Source organism: Saliniramus sp. (assembly GCF_035311605.1).
In the GTDB taxonomy this organism is placed as follows: Bacteria; Pseudomonadota; Alphaproteobacteria; order Rhizobiales; family Beijerinckiaceae; genus Saliniramus.
The window spans coordinates 1-4410 of the sequence record NZ_DATGCW010000192.1 but is presented as its reverse complement, the minus strand read 5'-3'; the positions used below and the strand labels follow the sequence as shown (position 1 = coordinate 4410).

General features: G+C 63.8%; 3 protein-coding genes. 2 read left to right on the top strand and 1 reads right to left on the bottom strand.

The window, feature by feature from the left end:
* Positions 1–1553, bottom strand: a 1553-nt coding sequence (locus tag VKP01_RS08830) for a M23 family peptidase (protein ID WP_324411780.1), incomplete at its 3' end; no start/stop codon positions are given.
* Positions 1554–1899: 346 nt separating this feature from the next.
* Here VKP01_RS08830 and gltX point away from each other — a divergent pair.
* Both gltX and gltA read left to right on the top strand, forming a co-directional pair.
* Positions 1900–3324 carry a glutamate--tRNA ligase gene (gene gltX / locus VKP01_RS08825; RefSeq protein ID WP_324411781.1) on the top strand — a complete coding sequence of 475 codons (1425 nt, stop codon included), beginning with the start codon at positions 1900–1902 and terminating at the stop codon, positions 3322–3324.
* A gap of 221 nt (positions 3325–3545) precedes the next feature.
* Positions 3546–4410: citrate synthase (gene gltA / locus VKP01_RS08820; RefSeq protein ID WP_324411779.1), on the top strand; the 865-nt coding region annotated here is incomplete at its 3' end.

The window sequence follows — 4410 nt, the reverse complement described above, 5'->3', positions numbered from 1 at the left end:
TCCGCCACGGGTTTGCGCATCAGGAACTTGCGTAAGGAGCGTCCTTCAGGGTCGAAGAATTCGATGGTTCCGTCTTCCGGATCGGCGAAGCGATAGACCCGGCGCGTTTCTCCGCCAATGGTCAGCGCAGCCGAGAGCAATTCCGGCTCGGACAGGTCTTCTCCTTCCGTCATGAACAGATCGATCGAATCGCCGATCGAGACGCGACGCTGAAAATCGAGATCATAGGCGAAGATCTGAACCAGCGTCTCGACAAGTTCCGGCGATAGGTCGTGCTTGAATGCGGTCTCATACAGACTGTCATGGAGCTGCGCCCCGGACGCGCGCCCGGGGCGGTCGTCATTGCCGGTATCCGCGATCTGGAAATCCGCCTCGGTGACATGCACTTCCGCGAAGCGCCCGCTATCATCGGCCGCAACGATCGCATTGACCCCGCTCTCGCCATAGAGGACGAGGCGTCTGAGCTCCTGCGGGGTGTTCGGGCGCTCGGCTGGCGCGACGAGGGCACGCGCGGCGAGGCCCGGCTGCATGGACGCGACCGCATCCTCACCACCGATCATGCCGATCGCCTCCTCGATCCCGTCACGCGCGACGCCCTGTGCGGCGAGTTGCGCAACGAAGGGCTCGCCCGGCAGGACGTCGATGCTGATCTCGCCCGGACGGCCTTCACCCGCACGGCTGCGCCGTTTGGCGACGGTGGAGACGTTCTCGGGGATAATGCGCACTTCGATCGCATCGAAGGGTTCCGTCGTCGGCTGTGACAAACCTGCGAGATCACCGAAGCCCGGCTGGGCGGCGCCGAGGGAGCGACTGAGGAAGGTCTGGGCCCCCATCGGCGTAATCGGACGGCGTCGTGCTTCGCGCAGCAGCGACAATTCCTCCATCACCTGTGCCGCCGCCTCGTTGTCGCTCAGCGCGGGGGCGGAATCCGTGAAGGCGTCGTGATCAAGCGTGCGGCGCATGAAGGAGACCTCGGCCTCCTCGATGCGCGGCCCGACATCCGCGACACGGCTGACGCTCTCCGAATCGCCAGCCATCAGGCTCATGGGATCGAAGCGGGGGATATCCGTGGCATATTGACCGGCGGTGAGGGAGAGATTGGTGGCGATACGGGTGAAACCGCGAATCGAGACCACCTCACGATCGCCGACACGGGTGGTCACCGGTGTACGAAAAGTGTTGCGGGCTGCAACCGTATAATCAGTGCGCACAAGCTTGTCGCCCTTGGCCGCCGTCTCGGCGGGCTCGCCGGAGGAGGGTATGAGCGAGGCGAGGGCGAATTGCGGTGTCAGGATCGGCGTGGAACGTCCTTCCAGGGCGATGTAGATGGCGCTGCCGAGCAGTACGGCACCTGTCATGGCGGTCATGACCGCGCCGGCGAGCCAGCGCAGATTGATGCCGCGGCGCCCTTCCTCGAAACGTGTGGCGCCGGTGGGATCAAGGGGCGGCTCATGCCCGACAGGGCCGTCGCCGTCGCCCGGTCGGGCGCGGATGCCGCGCCGGGTCGTTCCGTTGCCGCGTAATCGCGCGATGTCGCCGCTATGCATATTCATGAGGCTGCTGTCGCCATGTTCCCGTGAACCATGCTTCTGGCAATTTCCGACGAAGGCGGGCCGCATACGGCACGATGAAGCTGCAACATGCCCTTTTGCATTGACGAAATCAACGCAATCGGCACCTTCAGCCCTGATGCCCGCCTTTGGCGACGAAAATGCGGCAGACGCGAACGCTTTCTGCACGCCATCCTGCAAGCCATCCCGCAAGCCATCCCGCAAGCCATCGGCACCCGTGCCGGATGATCCTGTCGCGAACGGGGTGCTGGGCTTGTTCCATTATCCATGGTTTTGGTCTAGACGAGCGCCGGGGCGCCGGTTCGCGCCCCGGATTCGGAGGCCCATGATGTCACGACCGGTCGTTACCCGTTTCGCCCCTTCGCCCACGGGCTTCCTGCATATCGGAGGCGCACGCACGGCCTTGTTCAACTGGCTCTACGCCCGTCGCATGGGGGGCAGGATGCTGTTGCGCATCGAGGATACCGATCGCGCGCGTTCCACTGAAGCCGCGATCGCGGCGATCCTTGACGGACTCTCCTGGCTGGGGCTCGATCATGACGGCGAAGTCTTCTATCAGCATGCCCGCGCTGAAAGGCATCGCGAAGCGGTCGACCAACTGCTCGCCGCCGGCAAGGCCTATCATTGCTACGCCTCGCAGGAAGAGCTCACCGCCATGCGCGAGCAGGCGCGCGCCGAGGGGCGCCCGATGCGCTATGACGGACGCTGGCGCGATCGCGATCCTGCCGAAGCGCCGGAAGGCGTGAGGCCGGTCGTGCGCCTCAAGGCGCCGCAGCAGGGTGAGACCGTGGTAGACGATCAGGTTCAGGGCCGCGTCTCCTGGCAGAACAAGGATCTCGACGATCTCGTGCTGTTACGCTCCGACGGCTCACCCACCTACATGCTCGCCGTCGTGGTCGATGATCACGATATGGGCGTGACCCATGTGATTCGCGGCGACGATCATTTCACCAACGCCGCCCGCCAGACCCAGATCTACGAGGCACTCGGCTGGGAGGTGCCCGTGATGGCCCATATCCCGCTGATCCACGGGCCGGACGGCGCCAAACTGTCGAAGCGTCACGGTGCGCTCGGGGTCGAGGCCTATCGCGAGATGGGCTATCTGCCGGAGGCTTTGCGCAATTATCTGGTGCGGCTCGGCTGGGCGCATGGCGACCAGGAAGTGTTTTCGACGCAGGAGATGACCGAGGCCTTCGATCTGCCGCAGATCGGGCGCTCGCCAGCGCGGTTCGATTTCGCCAAGCTGGAAAATCTCAACGGCATCTATCTGCGCCAGAGCGAGGATGCCCGCCTTCTGGAGGCGCTGGAGGCGATTTTGCCGCAGATCGGGCCGGAACGCGGTCTGTCCACGCCGCTGTCGCCGGAATTGCGCGAGAAATTCCGCGCCGCCATGCCCGGCCTGAAGGAGCGGGCCAAGACATTGGTCGAATTGCTCGATTCCGCATCCTTCCTCTACGCTGGACGGCCATTGCAGCTCGACGCAAAGGCTGCCAAAATTCTTGATGCTGATGCATCTGCGAGGCTGGAGGCCATCCTGCCCCGGCTGGAGGCGATTGCCGACTGGAATATCGAGACCACCGAGGCGGCCGTGCGCGCCCATGTGGAGGAGACGGGGATCAAGCTCGGGCAGATCGCCCAGCCCCTGCGTGCGGCGCTGACGGGCAAGGGCACGTCGCCGGGATTGTTTGATGTGATGGCGGTTCTGGGCCGGGAGGAATGCCTCGCCCGGATCGCCGACCGGATCACAGGGTGAATGCAGCACTGCACAATCGGCGTGCAGCCTTGCCATGCGGGTGGTCCGGGTCGCGTTTTTGTGCGTAGCGGGAATGCGCCCGCGCGCTTGAATATGGCGGGTGGATCGGATACCCAGACGCCAACGCTGCAACAGCGCCGCCATGCGGGGCGCAGGTTCAGGGCACCACGAAGGTGCGGGCCGGTCTCGACGCTGCGGTACATAACGAAAGGGCCATTGTCATGGACGGCAAGGACAGCACGCTCAAACTCGGTGGAAACGAGGTCACGCTTCCCTACAAGGAGGGCACGATCGGCCCCGGTGTCGTCGACATTTCGAAGCTCTACGCCCAGACCGGCGCCTTCACTTATGATCCCGGCTTCACCTCGACGGCGAGCTGCGAATCCTCGATCACTTATATCGATGGTGATGAGGGTACGCTGCTCTATCGCGGCTATCCGATCGAGCAACTCGCCGAGCATGGCGATTTCCTCGAGACCTGCTATCTGCTGCTCTATGGCGAATTGCCGACCCCGACGCAGAAGGCGGATTTCGATTATCGCGTCACGCGCCATACCATGGTGCATGACCAGATGAACCGCTTCTTCCTTGGCTTCCGTCGTGATGCGCATCCCATGGCGATCATGGTGGCGGTGACGGGCGCACTCTCGGCTTTCTATCACGACTCGACCGATATCTCGGATCCGAAGCAGCGCATGATCGCCTCGATGCGCATGATCGCGAAGATGCCGACCATTGCAGCGATGGCCTACAAATACTCGGTCGGCCAGCCCTTCATCTATCCCAAGAATGATCTCGACTACGCGGCGAATTTCCTGCGGATGTGCTTTGCGGTGCCTTGCGAGGATTACAAGGTCAATCCGATTCTGGCGCGCGCGCTCGAGCGGATCTTCATCCTGCACGCTGATCACGAGCAGAACGCCTCGACCTCGACGGTGCGTCTCGCCGGCTCCTCCGGCGCCAACCCCTTCGCCTGCATCTCCGCCGGCATCGCCTGCCTGTGGGGCCCCGCTCATGGCGGCGCCAACGAGGCGGCCTTGAAGATGCTCGAAGAGATCGGCACCCCCGATCGCGTGGCGGAATACG